The sequence below is a fragment of the Corallococcus aberystwythensis genome (assembly GCF_003612165.1).
Classification (GTDB): Bacteria; Myxococcota; Myxococcia; order Myxococcales; family Myxococcaceae; genus Corallococcus; species Corallococcus aberystwythensis.
This window is the reverse complement of the sequence record NZ_RAWK01000093.1, coordinates 1-14,433: the sequence shown is the minus strand read 5'-3', so window position 1 is coordinate 14,433 and position 14,433 is coordinate 1. Positions and strand designations below refer to the sequence as shown.

Here is a 14,433-nt window from a genome sequence, read left to right as displayed (position 1 = left end):
GAGCCCGCCCCGGCGCAGGGTCCCGCACCCGAGTGTCCGTCCATGGACACTCCCGGGTGGGGCCTGGGGTTACTCCTGACCCGAGCGGGGCTTCGCCTTGCTGGGTTTGAGCATGTTGCGGATCTTGTTCTCCAGGTCCTGGGGCAGACAGGGCTTGGCGACGAACTCGTCCGCGCCCACGGACAGGGCGTGCTCGGCGTTGCCGGCGAGCACGTGGCCGGTGAGGGCCATCACGGGGATGTCACGGGTGCGGGTGTCCTGCTTGATGCGCCGCGTCGCCTCCCAGCCATCCATGACGGGGAGGGACAGGTCCATGAGGATGATGTCCGGCTCCCCCTCCTGGGCCTTCTCCACGGCCTCGAGGCCGTTCTTCGCGGTGTCCACCTCGAACCCGCAGAACTCCAGGTATTCGGCGTACATCTCGCGGGCGTCGTCGAAGTCGTCGACGACGAGGACGCGCTGCTTGGCGGAGTTCACGGGCGCGGGCCCACCGCTCGCGGTTGGCTCACCCTCTGGAGATGTCATGACCGCGTTCTTCATGGAGCAGAGGCCTCGCATGTCGGGGAGGGGCGGGACGAATCTAAACACGTCCACGAAAAAGCGCCCGTTCTCGCAAGATTTCCCTGGACGGATCCCAGGGTAGGTCCGTTGTCCGCTGAGCGACAGGGGGACAGCAGACGACAGTGTAGGTGGGCGGAGGGACTGGGGGTGGGGGCTACGCCAGGGGCCCCCAGACCACCTGACCTACTCGTTGGGACGGAAGACGTGGAGCCGGGATTGGGTGGCGTCCTGCTCATCGACTTCGGTCCAGGCGAGGAAGATGCGCCCGTCCTTGTCCGTGCCGAGTTGGGAGTGACTCACCGGCGTGGCACCCGGATTGGCGCTCAGGGCACCTCCGATTGGCTCCCAGTGATCCGTGTTCCATCGCTGGACGAACAGGCTCCGCACGGAGGATGAAGCTTCGGACTCGGGTTCTTCGAGCAACATGCTCAACTGGCCCTGCGCGTCGAGCTTGAGAGCGGTGGCGGAAGCGTCAGTCCGTCCAGAGACGCGGTCGTAGGTATTTCCCACGCGTTCCCACCCCCCCGTTGGCCACTGCTGCACGAGGACGGACTGACTGCCATTGGACTGGACTGGGCTGGCGACGACGATCCTGCCATCCCCGCCCACCGTCATCGCAAACATGGGCGACGCGGCTTGCCTGGATGGAAACGCATACCCGACATCACTCCCGCCTGACGAACGACTAACGAAAATCGCCCACCCAGGAAATCCGTACTCCGTATTGCTCCAGCCCAGGATCTGCTCGTTCCACTGATTCAGCTCCAGATGCAGAGAAGTGAGGTTTGGGGCGCCCTGGGAGCCTCCCCCGACCCGTGATCTCCACTCTCCCGCCTGCAGGCGGAAGACACTGACTCGGAGTTCCGAAGCATTCCTTTCCTTGAAAGCAATGACAGGGATGCCCCCAAAGCTTTCCACCTTCATTCGCAAGTCAGTCACACTGGCTTGCGACAAGACAGGAATGACGGGCGCCCCCAAGGCAGTCCAGGCGCTCCCGGACCACCGCCGGACATGGACCTCCACGCTTCCATCGAGCTTGGGTTGGACCCAGGCCACGTGCGGGGTGTCCGACGAGTCGAGGTGCAGAACACACTCCGTTGCCTGGGGGTCGCTGGCGCTGCCTTGGAGCGAGGCGCCCAGCGCTTGCCAGGCCACCCCATTCCAACGTTCAACCTGGACGCCGGACGTCCCCGCTCCCAACCGAGCCACCAGCGGAGCCCCCCCGCGCTCCACCTGGAACGAGAAGGAATCCACGCGGGGCCGAGGGGTCTGGGAATCCCCCAGGGGAAGGAAGGCAGGAACCCGCCAGGACCATCCTTGGGAAGGCATCGACACGGAGTTGCCCGCGGCATCCGCCACGCTCGCATCGAACACCACCCGCATCACTTCGCTCACAGGCAGTGGCACAAGCGGTTGAAGCGTCAGGACGCGGCCATCCTGCGACAACTCAACCTCTGCGGAGATCTCACTCTGTCCCGCCAGCAATCGGACCGTCCTGTCGTTCACGCTGTCCGCCATCACGGGCTCGGACAGCTCCGCTCGAATCGACTGGTGCACGGACACCCATTGCGCACCGTCTTCTGGAGTCCGCGACACCAACGTGGGCTTCGTCCGGTCCACCACCACCTGGCGCGGGGCGCTCAAGAACTCCAGCTCACATCTGCGCGCACGGACAACGAGCGCATGCGGGCCCTCCGGGACGGATTGGGTCTCCCAATCCAGCACGAAGGGCTCCTTCAGGGGCGCGACCACGCTGCCATCCACGAGCAGGTCCACGGTGTCCGGTTCCGCCCCTGTCAGTTGAACCTGGAGCCTCGCGGTGATTCCGACCTGTGATCCTTCCGTAGGTGACACCCATTGGATGCCAATCGGATCCTCGCCCACGTCACTGCAGTCAGGCGCATCGGATGGAGCCACAAGGTCGGGAACCTGGATGCATGCCGCGGGCATGAGCAGCATCGCCAACAGGATGGAGCTGAGGTTTTTCATGGGGCCGGGGCTGAGCAAGAAGGTATCCGTCCGGAAGCGAGCCCGATCCGTATGCATCTTCGCGACGTTGCACGTCCAGCGACGCGGGGACACGTCTCCATTCAAGACGGGAGGATCCCGGCCCGGGGACTCCTTGAAACGAAGATGCCCCCGCGAAGCCTGGGCTTCACGGGGGCAGCTTGGATGCTTCAACCCACTACGTCAGGCTGCCGCGGGCAGGATCAAGGAGCAGCGGGCGGCGCGGCATGCTGGCCGATGCCCGTCGCTTCCAGGTCCGTATTGATGGGCTGGCCCCAGATGGACTCGTAGGTGTCGTTGGTGCCCAGGACGGCCGACAGGTTGCTGAACGAAACGACGAGACGAACCTGGCTCGGGTTGAGGGCAACGGAGCCCGTGTAATTGAAGAAATAGCGGGTGCTGTACCCAGACGGCTGGATGCCGAACACAGGAAGCTCAGCCGGCGTGCGCGTCCGGACGGGCTTCGTCGGCTCAGCGATCTCCAGGGGGAAGCCCTGCCTGCTGTAGTTGCCAACCTCACCGAAGGAGTTGCCGCCCACGGTGCCATTGTTGTCGATGTCCGAAGCGAAGAAGACCTGGACGGACTGGCCGACCTGCTTCGCGACGGGCGCGCTGAAGTTCACGAACACGTCTTCAAATTGGTTGAGCTGCGTCGCGGTGGCCGCGGGCGGCAGCGAAGTCTCCTGGTACCGGAGATCCGCGATGGTCAGCGCCTTCGGAGCGGCCTGGTCGCCACCGAAGAAGAAGCCCGTCTGGCTGTAGTTGCTGCCACCCTCCGCGGACACCGCGCGCACGAAGATGTTGTACTCCTTGCCCTCCTGCACGATGCCGTTGCCCGGGGTGATGGTCGCCGAGTAGCCCCCGACGTTCACCGAGGCCGTCACCGGCAGCGACTCCTTCGCGTACTCGTCCGTCAGGCGCACGAGCAGCGAGCCCGGCTGCACCGGCTGGTTGAAGTACACGTAGATGGGCTCGCCCGGGCGCACCATGTTCCGGAGCGGATCCGTCTCCACGGCGCCCTTCAGGCTGGACACGTTGCCGCCCTCGATGGTGAGCGCCGAGTTCGACGGCTTCGAAGGGGCCAGCTGCGCGAGCGTCGTGACCTGGGTCTCCACGATGAGGGAGCCCGAGTAGCTCTTCATGTAGCCGCCCGTGTCCACGACCCCGTCGCCGTTGCTGTCCATCGGCGCGATCCAGAGGTTGTAGGTGCCGTTCAGCCGCGCCAGCTCCACACCGGAGGGGATGCCGTTGAAGGTCAGGACGCCGTTGGAGTCCGCGGTGGCCTCCACGTAGACCTTGCTCACCACGGAGGAGGCCTGGTCGTAGTTGCTCAGGATGACCGAGCCCGCCTTGTCCACTTCCAGCACGCCCTTGGCGCCCACCGCCGGACGGCCCTGCGGCGTCACCACGTTGACGCTCAGCGAGCCGTTCAGCTGCGTCAGCGTCACCGGACCGAAGCTCGCGTTGCCGTTGTTGATGGGCACCGTGCCCGCGGCCGACGGCACCGTGGAGGTCGCGCGCAGCGTCGAGTAGCCGGTCTTGCTGAACGTCAGCAGCACCTGCGCACCCGCCGGCACGTCCGTCATCACGAAGTTGCCGCTGCCATCCGTCGTCGCGGACTTGCCCGTCGGCTGGCTGCCAATCGTCATGGCCACCGTGACGTCCGCGAGCGGCTGCAGGGTCGTGCTCAGCACCTGACCCGAAACCGTGCCCTTCGGCGTGGAAGGCACCACCACCGACACGTTGTTCGGATCCCGGATGCCGTCCGCGACACCATCGTTGTCCGCGTCAGTCGCGTCACCGCACCCCCAAACCATCAGCGGCAACACGGCCATCAGCACTTGCTTCTTCATCGTCCCCACCTTGAATTTATGACGGAATTTTCACGCCCCAGCTGCTCCCAAAGGGCGGAAATCGGACAGTCCCTGACCCGGGCCCACGCCGTCAAGGTGGGGTAAAACATACCCAATCCTACTGGAATAGGATGACTCACCATGTCAGACGTCAACGACCCCTGCCTGGGCTGCGCCATTGTTCACGGGGAGGTCCACCCACCGGGTGGCGTGCTCGCGCGGGCGCCCGGGCTCGTCCTTCATGGGGTGGCGTCCCCCAGCCCCGTGCCGGGCTGGGTGGTGCTCACCAGCGATCAGCACGTGCGCGGCTGGTATGACCTGGAGGAGGGGGCCTCCCGGGAGCTGGGGCCGTTCGCCGCCCGGGTGATGCGCGCCCAGCGCGAGGTGCTGGGCGCCGAGCACGTGTATGCCTTCGCCATTGGCGACGTGCTCCGCCACTTCCACCTGCACCTCGTCCCCCGCTACGCCGACACCCCGTCCCACCTCCGGGGTCGGGGCGCCTTTGACGCGGCCCCGGCGGAGCACCTCCCGCCCCAGACGCTGGAAGCCGCGGCCCGGCGGCTGGCGGCGGCGCTCGCCCGCTGACCCATGCCGGGCGTGCGGTGGCCCACCGGGTCTCCAGTGTCATGGACCTGACACCGCATCGGGGCAAGAATGCAGGCGTCCTCATGCGTGCGTTCCCACTCGGCCCCTGGCTGCTGTCCCTCTGGCTCCTCACGGCCGGTCCCGCGCTCGCGGACAACAACGCGGACGAGGCGGACATCGCCTTCGAGCTGGGCAACGACGCGTACTCGCACGGCAACTACACCGAAGCGCTGCGCTCGTACTTCACCAGCTACCGGCTGGTGCCCAACCGCAACGTCCTCTTCAACATCGCGCGCTGCTTCGAGGCCCTGGGCAAGTTCAACGAGGCGTACCGCTACTACAACGACCTGCTCGGCGAGGACCTGCCCGCCGAGGACGCCTTGGAAGTCACCCGCTCCCTGGAGCGGCTGCGCCCCAAGGTCGCCCTGGTGCGCGTCACCACCAATCCGCGGGGCGCGGACGTCTTCGTGGACCGCACGGACCTGGGCAGCCGGGGCCGCTCTCCGCAGACGCTGGCGCTGTCGCCGGGCCGTCACAAGGTCCTGGTCCAGAAGTCCGGCTACCGCCCCACCGAAACCACCGTCACCGTCACCCGGGGCCGGGAGGTGCCGGTGGATCTGGACCTGGCCCTCATCACCGGCGTGGTGGACATCACCGGCACCCCCGCGGGCGCGGAGGTGCGTGACAGCCCCACCGGCCCCGTCCTGGGCCGCATCCCCGCGAAGCTGCGCCTGTCCCCGGGCCAGCGCGTGCTGCACGTGCGCGCCCCCGGACACGCGCCCGGCCAGTACGTCATCGACGTGCCCGTCGAAGGCACCCTGCCGCTCGCCGTCACGCTGAACGCGCAGACGGCGCCCAGCGGCCGTGTCGTCGTCACCGCCAACCACGACGGCGCCACCGTGCGCGTGGACGGCCGGCCCGCGGGCTTCACCCCCACCGTCGTCACCCTCCCGGAGGGCGAGCACGTGCTGGAGGTGGAGAGCCGCGACGTGCGCCCCGTGCGCCAGAAGGTCACCGTCATCCCCGACCAGGAGGTGAAGGTCCACGCCACCCTGCGCTACGAGCCGCCCCCGGTGCGCGCCGCGTCCAAGCGCCTCTTGTCCGTGGACGAGGCCCCCGCCTCCACCACCGTGCTCACGCCGGAGGAACTGCGTGCGTTCGGCTGGCGCACCCTGGCGCAGGCGCTGGCGGGCGTGCGCGGCTTCTTCCTCACCGACGACCGGACGTACACCTATCTGGGCGTGCGCGGCTTCTCCCCGCCGGGTGACCTCAACACGCGCATCCTCATCCTCTGGGACGGCCACGCGATGAACGACGTGTGGGCCGGTCAGGGCTACGCGGCGCATGACCTCAGCGTGGACCTGGAAGAGGTGGAGCGCATTGAAGTCGTGCGCGGCCCGGGCAGCGCGCTGTACGGCACGGGCGCGTTCTTCGGCGTCATCAACGTGGTGCCGCGCGAGTCGCTGGGCCTGGACCGGCGGCTGGAAATCACGGGGGCCGTGGGCGCGCTGGGCTCCACGCTCGTGCACGCCACCACGTCGTGGGAGGACCCGCGGCGCTCCGTCCTCTTCAGCCTGGCGGGCATGAAGTCCCACGGCGCGGACACCACCCGCCTGGGCGACCCGGGCCCCATCGTCACCGGCCTGGACGGCGAGACGGCCGGCACCGGTTCCCTGCGCGCGCGCCTGGGCAACCTGTCCCTGGTGGCCCAGCTGCACGGGCGCAGCAAGGACGTGCCCACCGCGCCCTACGGCACCGTGGTGGGCGCGCAGGGCACGCGCGTGCAGGACGTGCGCGGCTTCGCCGAGGCGAAGTACGAGCGCCCCCTGTCCGAGCGCTTCGTCCTGTCCCTGCGCGGCGCGCTGGACCTGAGCCGCTACAAGGGCCACTGGAACTACGGCGGCGACACGGCGGCGACGAACACCGACTCCGGCGCGGCGGACTGGCTCACCGCCGAGGCGCGCCTGCTGGCCGGCCTGTCCGACGCCCACCGCCTCACCGTGGGCGTGGAGGGTCAGACCCAGCTGCGCGTGGACCAGAAGAGCGTGGGCCCCGCGGTGGAAGCGCCGCTGGACACGCAGACGCGCTCGCTCGTGTCCGTGTACGCGCTGGACGAGTGGCGCCTGCATCCACGCCTGAGCCTGTCGCTGGGCTTCCGCGTGGACAAGTACTCCGACCTGGACACGCTGCCGCTCACGCCCCGGCTCGCGGTCATCGGCCGGCCGTATGAGCAGGGCCTCACCAAGCTCGTCATCGGCCGCGCGTTCCGCGCCCCCAACAACTACGAGCTGTTCTACCAGGACAACCTGCTCACCCAGCGCCCCGCGGAGCAGCTGGAGCCGGAGACCATCACCACCTTCGAGGTGGAGCACTCGCACGACCTCACGCACGAACTGCGCGTGACGGTCGCCGGCTACCACAACCGCATCTCCCGGCTCGTCACGCTCACCACCGAGTCCGCGGCCACGCCGGCGTGCGGCACCCAGAGCGCGCCCACCCAGTGCCTGGTGTACGCGAACAACTCCGGCGAGACGCTCGCATGGGGCGCGGAGGCTGGGCTGCACTGGCAGCCGGGCCGCTGGCTGCTGGTGGACCTGAGCTATTCGTACGTGACGCTGCGCAATGCCTCGCAGGACGTGGTGGAGGCCGCGCCCGCGCACCTGGCCTCCGGGCGCTTCCTGCTGCCCGTGGGCAACGGCGACATGCGCATCGCCACGCAGGCCACCTACCAGAGCGCGCGGGTGTCCGGCATCGCCGGTGCGGACAGCGGAGAGGCGCTTCTCGTGGGCTTCGGCGTGTCCGGCGACTACGGCCGGCTGCGCTACTTCGCGGGCGTGAACAACCTGCTCGACACGCGCTACGCCTTCGTCGTGAGCGATGACGTGTCCGCGGGCCCCGTGCCCCAGTACGGCCGCACCTTCAACCTCCAGCTCACGGGCAGCTTCTGAGAGACTCCCGCGCCATGACTGACCTCCGCTTCGACTTCATCGACCCCCGGCACCCGCTCTACGCGGGCGAGCTGGAGCTGCGCTTCCGCGTGCTGCGCGAGCCCCTGGGCCACGCCCGCGAGGACGTGAAGTTCCCCTTCGAGGACGACAGCCTGCACCTGGTGGCCCACGCGGACGGCGACGTGCGCGGCTGCGTGCTCTTCCATCCGGAGGACGCGCATGGCGGCCGGCTCTTCCAGATGGCGGTGCTCCCCGCGCTGCAGGGCAAGGGCCTGGGCGCGAAGCTGGTGCGCGCGCTGGAGGAGGAGCTGCGCACGCGCGGCTTCCGCCACGTGCACCTGCATGCGCGGGCCCCCGTCGTCCCCTTCTACGAGCGCCTGGGCTACACGCTGTACGGCGAGCCCTACGAAGAGGTGGGCATCCCCCACCGGAACATGCAGCGCGACCTCTAAGGCTCGGGACGCTTCAGGTCGCGGGGGCGTGGGCCGCCGGCAGACGGCGGCCGCTCCAGAGCACCACCACCAGCGCCGTGAGCGACATCGCCGCGCCCACCGCGCACACGCCCGGCCAGCCCGCGCGCGTCCAGGCCGCCATGCCCGCCCACGCGCCCGCGGCGCCGCCCACGAAGTAGGTCACCATGTAGAGGGTGTTGAGCCGGCTGCGAGCATCGGGCCGCAGTGAATACACCCGCGCCTGATTGGCAATCTGATTTGCCTGCGCGCCCAGGTCCAGCAGCACCACGCCCAGCGCGATGCCCCACAGCGAGTGCCCCCAGAGCCACAGCACGACGAAGGACGCCAGCAGCACGGCGATGGCCAGCGCGTTGATGCGCCGGTCCCCGCGCTGGTCCGCGTAGCGCCCCACCAGCGGCGCGATGACCGCGCCCGCCACGCCCACCACGCCGAAGAGGCCCGCCACCTGCGCGTCGTAGTGCCCGGGCAGCGAGCGCAGGTAGAGCGCCAGCGTGGCCCAGAAGGCGCTGAACGCGCCGAAGGTCAGCCCGCCCAGGAGCGCGTGCAGCCGCAGCACCGGCTCCGTGCGGGCCAGGTGGATGAGCGACTTCATCAACTGCGGATAGGGCATGGAGACCGACGGCGGCTGCGCGGGCAGCATGAAGCGCAGCACCACGCCCGTCACCACCATGAGGCCCGCGGCCACGAAGAACATGGTGCGCCAGCCCAGGTGCGTGCCCACGAAGCCCGCCGCCGTGCGCGACAGGAGGATGCCGATGAGCAGCCCGCTCATCACCATGCCCACCACGCGTCCGCGCTCCGAGGGCGCCGCGAGCTGCGCCGCGAAGGGGATGAGCATCTGCGGCACCACCGTGGTGACGCCAATGGCGAAGCTCGCCGCCACCAGCACGTGCAGGTTGGGCGCGAGCCCCGCCGCCACCAGTGCCACGCCCACGCAGCCACACAAGAGGAGGATGACCTTGCGGCGCTCCAGGCTGTCACCCAGGGGCACCAGGAAGAGCATGCCCACCGCGTAGCCCACCTGCGTCAGCGTGGGCACCAGCCCCAGCGCGCTCCCGTCAGCGCCGAGCGTCCGGCCGATGTCTCCCAGCAGCGGCTGGTTGTAATAGAGGTTCGCGACGGTGACGGCGCCGGCCACCGCCATCAACCAGACGAGCGAGGGACGAAGCGAAGCGGAAGGTGCGGGGTCGGAGGGCGTCTGCATGGCGGGCGGCGCAACGGATAAGCCCCGCATGGACGCGCTTCAAGCAGGACCTGCGCGAGTCCGCCGCCGTCCGGGCGGGCAGGCCGTGCGCGCCCCCCTTCCCCACGGCGCCCGCGCGCGGCAGGCTGCGGCAATGTTCCGTTCCCTTCTGCTGTGCGCGGTGCTGGCCCTGGCTGGTTGTGGTGACGACGGCTCCTCCTCGGGTGATCCGGCCAAGGTGACGTATGCCGGGTCCCTGGGCGTGGACCTGTCCACGATGAACAAGAGTGAGTCCGGGCTCTACACGCAGGACCTGGTCGTGGGCACCGGCAAGGAGGCCGTCAATGGCAGCCGCGTGCAGGTGCACTACGCGGGCTGGCTGCCGGATGGCTCCATGTTCGACAACAGCCGCTCGCGCGGCGAGGCCTACGCCTTCACCGTGGGCCGGGGCCAGGTCATCAAGGGCTGGGACGAGGGGCTCGTCGGCATGCGCGTGGGCGGTAAGCGCAAGCTCGTCATCCCTTCCGACCTGGGCTACGGCTCGCGCGGCTCCGCGCCCGTCATCCCCGCTGATGCGGTGCTCGTCTTCGACGTGGAATTGATGAACGTCTACTGACGCGCGCCCGGGTCCCGGCGTCGGCTTCAGACGCCGGGCGTTCCACCCGACACCGGCGGCGCGCGCTTCTTCGGAATCGCGGAGCGCCCCTTCGGCCCCTTCAGCGCCACGCCCAGCAGCATCGTCGCGGGCAGCATCATCCCCAGCCCCTGGGTGAGGTCCTTCGGGGGATGGGTCACCACGCCCAGCACCATCCCGAGGAAGAGCAGGCCGCACACGATGCGGAGGACAAGGGCGTTCACGTTCGAGGACTCCAGGCGGGCAGTGCCCGTTCGCGGGCGTCCGGAGCATAGCGCGCGGCGCCCCGCCGCGCCGTCCGTTAAGGTGGCCCCGTGAGCCCCCTGAAACGCTTCCAGCCCGGGTATGACCCGCCCGCACGCTCGCGCGACGCCGCGCTCCTGTTCGCCGCGCGTGGCATGGACCTGCTCGTGTCTGAACACGACGGCCGCCTCGACCTGCCCCGTTGCTCGTCCCTGCCAGAGGCCGCGGCCAGCGCCCACTTCCTGGGCGTGCTCGACGGCACGGACTGCTACGCCACGCCTGTGCCCGGCGACTTCGCGCCGCCGGAGGGACTGAAGTTCGTCCCCGCCCGCTCGCTCTACAAGCAGGTGGACGAGGCCACGTTCTCCGTGGCGGGCCGCGCGCTCTCCATCGCGGAGTGGGACCTGAACCACCGCTTCTGCGGCAAGTGCGGCACGGCCACGCAGCTGGTCCCGGGCGAGCGCGCGCGCCGCTGCCCGGTGGACCACACGCCGTTCTATCCGCGCATCTCGCCGGCGGTCATCGTCCTCATCACCCGGGGTGACGAGATGCTGCTCGCGCGCAACGCGTCCTTTCCGGAGCCGTTCTTCAGCACCGTGGCCGGCTTCGTGGACCCCGGCGAGTCGCTGGAGGAGACCGTCCTGCGCGAAGTGAAGGAGGAGGTGGGCGTGGACCTGAAGAACGTCACCTACTTCGGCAGCCAACCGTGGCCCTTCGGCCGCTCGCTGATGGTGGGCTTCATGGCCGAGTACGCGGGCGGCGACATCACCGTGGACGGCAAGGAGATCGCCGAGGCGCGCTGGTTCGGCGTGGACGACCTGCCGCGCATCCCGCCCCGGCTGAGCATCGCTCGCCACCTCATCGACACCTTCATCGGCCAGGTGAAGGCCCGCCAGCCCTCTTCCTGAAGCCCTTCCGGGCTTGACCCCCACCCCCAGGGTGCGCTTGATGCGCCCCTTCGCACGCACACCATGCCCGCCGCACGCCCGCACATCGAGCCCCGCCGCGTCCCCACCGCCGACTCCGTCGTGGTGAAGGAACTCTACCTCTCGCTCCAGGGCGAGTCGTCCCACGCCGGCATGCTGTGCGGCTTCATCCGCCTCACCGGCTGCCACCTGCGCTGCTCGTACTGCGACAGCGAGTTCGCCTTCCACGGCGGCAGCCGCATGAAGATCGCCGAAGTCGTCGAGAAGGTGCGGGCCTGGAACACGCCCACCGTGGAAGTGACGGGCGGCGAGCCCCTGCTCCAGCCCGGCGTGTATCCGCTGATGGAGTCGCTGCTGGACGCGGGCTTCAAGGTGCTGCTGGAGACGAGCGGCGCCATCGACGTGCGGCTCGTCCCTCCGGCCGTCCACAAGATCGTGGACATGAAGACGCCGTCGTCCGGCGAGTGCGACCGCAACGACTACCGCAACCTCACGTCCATGAACGCCAACGACGAGCTGAAGATCGTCATCGGCTCACGCGAGGACTACGAGTGGTCGCGTGCGCTCGTGCGCGAGCACGGCCTGGGCCAGAAGCCCTACGGCGTCCTCTTCTCCACCATCTTCGACAGGCTCCACCCGCGCGAGCTTGCGGAGTGGATCATCGAGGACCGGCTGCCGGTGCGCTTCCAGCTCCAGATGCACAAGTACCTCTGGGACCCCAACGCGCGCGGCGTGTGACGCCTGCGCCCTCAGGGGCCCGGGCCCCAGAACGCCAGCACGACGGCGGTGAGCGCGCCCCAGAGCAGGCACCCCAGCAGGTTCAGCGCGGACAGGACGCGCAGCATGAGGGCGGAGGCCCGGTCGCCCACCTCGTCGCGGCGCCGCAGCCTGCGCGTGGAGATGACGGCGCCCACCACCGCCACCACCAGCGTGACCCCCAGCTTCAGCAGTATCTCCAGCGTTCCGCGCGGCGTCCCGTCGACCGTCCACGAGCGCAGCACCACGGGCGCGCCGAGGAACAAGAAGCCCCCGAGGTTGGCCAACAGGAGCAGCCGCACCGCGCGCGACGGCCGCATGTCCCGCGAGCGCCGTTCGGCGCACGGCGCGCAGTACGCCGTCTCCTCCAGCACCTCCGTGCACGCGCCGCACAGGAAGCCGCCACAGCGCGCGCAGACGGCCACCGCGGCCACGTCCGGGTGCTGGCCACAGCGGGCTCCCGCGGGGCTCGCGGCGGATCCGCTCATGCGCCCTTCGCCTAGAAGCCGGGGGGCGGCGTGCGGGCCATGGCCGCCGCGATGCCGTGGGCGCCCATGCCCAGGAACACCGCCGTCAGCACGGTGCTGGCCACGAAGCCCGCGACGATGAGGTTCTTGCGCGGGTGCTCGAACTGGCTGAACGCGTAGACGAGCATGTAGCAGGGGATGAGCAGCACCATCACCCCGGTGCCCACGCTGCGGCGGAAGGCGTGCGTCAGCAGCAGGACCGCGCACACGAGCGAGACGACCCCGAACAGGATGGCGAGTGGCAGGAGCGGCACATCCGCCCCCTTAGCACGCCTTCGCCCCTTTCGCGGCGGGCGTGCGCATACTAAGGACGGCCCGCCGCCCACCCGCCGAGGAGGTCCCCGCCATGGCCGTGTTCAAGACGTTCCTCATCTTCATCCTGGCCGGCACCCTGCTGGGAACCTTCATCGCGTCGCTGGCCGCCCCCTCCTACATCGAGTGGAACAACAGCACGCCGCTCGCCACGCAGACCATGTGCAACCTGCCGGAGGTGGTGCGCAACGTGACGGCGTCGCTGATGCACTCGCAGCTGATGGGCGCGGCCATTGGCGCGGGCGTGGGCCTGGTGGCCGCCATCCTCGTCGCCGTGCGTGCCCGGAGCCGCGCGAAGCAGCGTCCGGGCTCGCCGCCGCCCGCGGCCACGGCCGCCTGAGGCCCGTCCGCTACTGCTGCTTGGGCAGGATGTAGAGCGAAGGCGACTGGCCCACCAGCACCCCGCCGTTGTGGTCCTCCACCTCCACGTAGAGGAGGATGGACTGGTTGGGGTCATCCGGCGGAGCCGGGACCGTCCAGGTCGGCGTGGCGGTGTGGGGATCGCTGAACACGCCAGCCGGGTTCGGCGGCTGCTGAGACCAGCGGTAGAAGATTTCGTCGTTGTCCTCGTCCGTCACCTCCAGCTGCAGCTGGATGACCGTCCCCTCCTCGAACTTGAGCCCGCCCGGCGTGGACGGCGAGCCCAACGGGCGCGGCCCGGCGTGGATAATGGGCTGGTGGTTGGGAGCGGAGCACCCCGCGCTTCCCAGACCCAAGGCGAGCAAGACGAACATGAACGAGCGAGAACGCGGCATGGACTTCCCCCTGCTAGGAACGGCCTCACCCTAGTTCGACCCCGGCCGTTCCGTACACCCACCCGGCGGGCCCGGAGGTTTCATCACCACGCGATGAAACACTCGCGAGCCCCGCGCCAAATGTCGCGCGGCGCGCATCCCGTCCCGGGAAGAAAATCCGTTCCGCCAACAAGCCGCGGGGACGCGCGTCAACGCCGTCCCGGACGCCGGGCGAAGAGCCGCAGCTTGTCCGCGCGCGTGAGCCGCTTGATGGCGGCCTCCCGGCGCAGGGCGGCACCGCGGTCCTCGGCGGGCTCGCTCCACACCAGCGTCACCGGCAACCGGGCTCGCGTGTACGCGGCGCCCTTGCCCCGGCCATGCGTGGCCAGGCGGCGCTCCAGGTTGTTGGTGGCGCCCGTGTAGAGCGTGCCGTCACGGCAGCGCAGCATGTACACGGTCCAGGCGGTGGAGGGGGCTTCCGGCACGGCGCCCCCACTCTACCGCCGAGACCCCGCTCCTCAGAACAGCTTCTGCCTGCCCTCACGCCTGCCGTTCAGGCGCGCCAGCCGCCGCTTCTGGCCGCGGATCGCGTGCGTCTTACGGACGCGCGCCATGACCTCCGACACCTGCGCCAGCGGATCCGTCCGCCACCCTGCCAGGACCTGTGTCTCGTGCACCACCCCCACCAGAC

General features: G+C 69.5%; 16 protein-coding genes. 7 read left to right on the top strand and 9 right to left on the bottom strand.

What is annotated here, in order from left to right; translation table 11 throughout:
- Positions 1–69: 69 nt before the first annotated feature.
- The 3 genes from D7W81_RS17030 to D7W81_RS17020 form a co-directional block, all read right to left on the bottom strand.
- Positions 70–525, bottom strand: a complete 456-nt coding sequence (locus D7W81_RS17030; protein ID WP_438503363.1) for a response regulator — start codon at positions 523–525, stop codon at positions 70–72.
- A gap of 219 nt (positions 526–744) precedes the next feature.
- Positions 745–2,337, bottom strand: a complete 1,593-nt coding sequence (locus tag D7W81_RS17025; RefSeq protein WP_158621612.1) for an Ig-like domain-containing domain — start codon at positions 2,335–2,337, stop codon at positions 745–747.
- Positions 2,338–2,771: 434 nt separating this feature from the next.
- Positions 2,772–4,421: a carboxypeptidase-like regulatory domain-containing protein gene (locus D7W81_RS17020; protein ID WP_120556441.1), complete on the bottom strand. Its 1,650-nt coding sequence runs from the start codon at positions 4,419–4,421 to the stop codon at positions 2,772–2,774.
- 141 nt (positions 4,422–4,562) lie between these two features.
- Between D7W81_RS17020 and D7W81_RS17015 the strand changes: the two genes are divergently transcribed.
- The 3 genes from D7W81_RS17015 (at position 4,563) to D7W81_RS17005 (ending at position 8,406) form a co-directional block, all read left to right on the top strand.
- Entirely contained in the window at positions 4,563–5,006 is a 444-nt protein-coding gene (locus D7W81_RS17015; protein WP_120556440.1) for an HIT family protein, read from the top strand.
- 83 nt (positions 5,007–5,089) lie between these two features.
- Positions 5,090–7,954, top strand: a complete 2,865-nt coding sequence (locus tag D7W81_RS17010; RefSeq protein WP_120556439.1) for a TonB-dependent receptor domain-containing protein — start codon at positions 5,090–5,092, stop codon at positions 7,952–7,954.
- Positions 7,955–7,968: 14 nt separating this feature from the next.
- The gene (locus D7W81_RS17005; protein WP_120556438.1) at positions 7,969–8,406 is read left to right on the top strand and encodes a GNAT family N-acetyltransferase; all 438 of its coding nucleotides are present in this window, start codon (positions 7,969–7,971) and stop codon (positions 8,404–8,406) included.
- A gap of 13 nt (positions 8,407–8,419) precedes the next feature.
- On the opposite strand, the gene D7W81_RS17000 is transcribed toward D7W81_RS17005, so the two are convergent.
- Entirely contained in the window at positions 8,420–9,631 is a 1,212-nt protein-coding gene (locus D7W81_RS17000; protein WP_120556437.1) for an MFS transporter, read from the bottom strand.
- A gap of 133 nt (positions 9,632–9,764) precedes the next feature.
- Between D7W81_RS17000 and D7W81_RS16995 the strand changes: the two genes are divergently transcribed.
- Positions 9,765–10,226, top strand: coding sequence for an FKBP-type peptidyl-prolyl cis-trans isomerase (locus D7W81_RS16995; protein ID WP_120556436.1), 462 nt, complete (start codon positions 9,765–9,767; stop codon positions 10,224–10,226).
- A 26-nt stretch (positions 10,227–10,252) separates the two neighbouring features.
- Here D7W81_RS16995 and D7W81_RS16990 read toward each other — a convergent pair whose 3' ends face one another.
- Complete coding sequence (locus tag D7W81_RS16990) at positions 10,253–10,468, bottom strand: hypothetical protein (protein ID WP_120556435.1); 216 nt, start codon at positions 10,466–10,468, stop codon at positions 10,253–10,255.
- Positions 10,469–10,558: 90 nt separating this feature from the next.
- Between D7W81_RS16990 and nudC the strand changes: the two genes are divergently transcribed.
- Together nudC and D7W81_RS16980 are read left to right on the top strand one after the other, a co-directional pair.
- The gene (gene nudC / locus D7W81_RS16985) at positions 10,559–11,395 is read left to right on the top strand and encodes an NAD(+) diphosphatase (protein ID WP_120556434.1); all 837 of its coding nucleotides are present in this window, start codon (positions 10,559–10,561) and stop codon (positions 11,393–11,395) included.
- Positions 11,396–11,458: 63 nt separating this feature from the next.
- Positions 11,459–12,151, top strand: a complete 693-nt coding sequence (locus tag D7W81_RS16980; protein ID WP_120556433.1) for a radical SAM protein — start codon at positions 11,459–11,461, stop codon at positions 12,149–12,151.
- An 11-nt stretch (positions 12,152–12,162) separates the two neighbouring features.
- Here D7W81_RS16980 and D7W81_RS16975 read toward each other — a convergent pair whose 3' ends face one another.
- On the bottom strand, positions 12,163–12,657 hold the full coding sequence (locus D7W81_RS16975) for a hypothetical protein (protein WP_120556432.1): 495 nt from the start codon (positions 12,655–12,657) through the stop codon (positions 12,163–12,165).
- Positions 12,658–12,668: 11 nt separating this feature from the next.
- Positions 12,669–12,950 carry a hypothetical protein gene (locus D7W81_RS16970; protein ID WP_120556431.1) on the bottom strand — a complete coding sequence of 94 codons (282 nt, stop codon included), beginning with the start codon at positions 12,948–12,950 and terminating at the stop codon, positions 12,669–12,671.
- Positions 12,951–13,042: 92 nt separating this feature from the next.
- Between D7W81_RS16970 and D7W81_RS16965 the strand changes: the two genes are divergently transcribed.
- Positions 13,043–13,348, top strand: a complete 306-nt coding sequence (locus tag D7W81_RS16965) for a hypothetical protein (protein ID WP_120556430.1) — start codon at positions 13,043–13,045, stop codon at positions 13,346–13,348.
- Positions 13,349–13,358: 10 nt separating this feature from the next.
- Here D7W81_RS16965 and D7W81_RS16960 read toward each other — a convergent pair whose 3' ends face one another.
- Together D7W81_RS16960 and D7W81_RS16955 are read right to left on the bottom strand one after the other, a co-directional pair.
- Positions 13,359–13,763, bottom strand: coding sequence for a hypothetical protein (locus D7W81_RS16960; protein ID WP_147445510.1), 405 nt, complete (start codon positions 13,761–13,763; stop codon positions 13,359–13,361).
- Positions 13,764–13,951: 188 nt separating this feature from the next.
- Complete coding sequence (locus tag D7W81_RS16955; protein WP_120556452.1) at positions 13,952–14,191, bottom strand: GIY-YIG nuclease family protein; 240 nt, start codon at positions 14,189–14,191, stop codon at positions 13,952–13,954.
- Positions 14,192–14,433: the final 242 nt, after the last annotated feature.

Excerpts from the sequence above, each read along its gene's own strand:
- D7W81_RS16995 (WP_120556436.1), top strand. The coding sequence starts at position 9,765 with ATGTTCCGTTCCCTTCTGCTGTGCGCGGTGCTGGCCCTGGCTGGTTGT.
- D7W81_RS17020 (WP_120556441.1), bottom strand. The coding sequence starts at position 4,421 with ATGAAGAAGCAAGTGCTGATGGCCGTGTTGCCGCTGATGGTTTGGGGG.
- D7W81_RS16955 (WP_120556452.1), bottom strand. The coding sequence starts at position 14,191 with ATGCTGCGCTGCCGTGACGGCACGCTCTACACGGGCGCCACCAACAAC.
- D7W81_RS17015 (WP_120556440.1), top strand. The coding sequence starts at position 4,563 with ATGTCAGACGTCAACGACCCCTGCCTGGGCTGCGCCATTGTTCACGGG.
- D7W81_RS16960 (WP_147445510.1), bottom strand. The coding sequence starts at position 13,763 with ATGCCGCGTTCTCGCTCGTTCATGTTCGTCTTGCTCGCCTTGGGTCTG.
- D7W81_RS16965 (WP_120556430.1), top strand. The coding sequence starts at position 13,043 with ATGGCCGTGTTCAAGACGTTCCTCATCTTCATCCTGGCCGGCACCCTG.
- D7W81_RS17005 (WP_120556438.1), top strand. The coding sequence starts at position 7,969 with ATGACTGACCTCCGCTTCGACTTCATCGACCCCCGGCACCCGCTCTAC.
- D7W81_RS17030 (WP_438503363.1), bottom strand. The coding sequence starts at position 525 with ATGACATCTCCAGAGGGTGAGCCAACCGCGAGCGGTGGGCCCGCGCCC.
- D7W81_RS17000 (WP_120556437.1), bottom strand. The coding sequence starts at position 9,631 with ATGCAGACGCCCTCCGACCCCGCACCTTCCGCTTCGCTTCGTCCCTCG.
- D7W81_RS16975 (WP_120556432.1), bottom strand. The coding sequence starts at position 12,657 with ATGAGCGGATCCGCCGCGAGCCCCGCGGGAGCCCGCTGTGGCCAGCAC.
- D7W81_RS16980 (WP_120556433.1), top strand. The coding sequence starts at position 11,459 with ATGCCCGCCGCACGCCCGCACATCGAGCCCCGCCGCGTCCCCACCGCC.
- D7W81_RS17010 (WP_120556439.1), top strand. The coding sequence starts at position 5,090 with ATGCGTGCGTTCCCACTCGGCCCCTGGCTGCTGTCCCTCTGGCTCCTC.